This window comes from Pseudoxanthomonas kaohsiungensis, assembly GCF_010211765.1.
Taxonomy (GTDB): Bacteria; Pseudomonadota; Gammaproteobacteria; order Xanthomonadales; family Xanthomonadaceae; genus Pseudoxanthomonas; species Pseudoxanthomonas kaohsiungensis.
Window position 1 is genome coordinate 1 of the sequence record NZ_PDWO01000037.1, and the last position, 922, is coordinate 922.

Consider the following 922-nt stretch of genomic DNA (forward strand, 5'->3'; position numbering starts at 1 on the left):
TAATGGGGCTAAATTGATTCGGCAAGAGCATCCAAAAGGCGCTGTCGCTTAGATCGTGAAAGCCGCGTCTCGTACGCCAATACGCGCAGGCTATGCGGCAGGGAGGAAACGAACGCCAACGAATCTTCGTAAGGCGTGCGCGCACGCCTGGTGGAGACGAGTACCTTGTGCGCTTGAGGACTAGGCAGGCGGCAGAAGAGCTGCTCGTAATGCTGATGGAGACGCCCATTGGGCATTGCTGGCTGAGGCCCGAAGTGTTTGTGAACCGCGTCCATGTACTCTTGACGGCGCAGCATGCGGAAGACGACCGCGGTCTCAATGCGAGAAATGTCACGGACGGACTTACGCACCTCTCGGAGGCTGCCCTTGTCGGTAAGGCAAAGGATGCCCACACGTTCGTCGACCAGTGATGCATAGCGCCGGGCGAGGTCTGGATGTGTCACCACGTAGACGCTATCGAAGGCTCGAAGATACGCAGGTGTTTGCGTGTTCAATCGTCGATGGCTGTCGTATTCGGTCTTGACCTCGTAGGCCGTCGAAGTTCCGTTGAAAACGGCCACATCGATGATGGAACCAGCGACGCCGAGCTCGATGCTCATGCTGGAGGTGCGAGGGCTATGCCTGCCGAAGACAATGCGGTTGGCAATGGCTGCCTTGTACACGTACTCGCAGCGGAATTCCTGTCCCAGTTCAGCAAGCGATGCATCGAACAGATCCGCTACGGAGGCGTCGTGCTTGGCTGTCCGCACACAAAAAAAAACGCGGCTGGCCGCCCCGTTCGGGCCAATCTCACGAGGCCCACCAGCTGACCCTGCTTCCCCTCGTGGCGATTGCCGCCCAGCTGGCGGTTCCCGGGCACTTTCGCAGCCATGTCTTTGATTACGATACATCTGCGATCGCGTAACTGGAGCACCTATCTCAT

Annotated in this window: 1 protein-coding gene; it reads right to left on the reverse strand. The window is 58.2% G+C overall.

The window, feature by feature from the left end; translation table 11 throughout:
* Positions 1 to 8 precede the first annotated feature (8 nt).
* Positions 9 to 922, reverse strand: a 914-nt coding sequence (locus CSC66_RS17150; protein WP_238394448.1) for a sce7726 family protein, incomplete at its 5' end; no start/stop codon positions are given.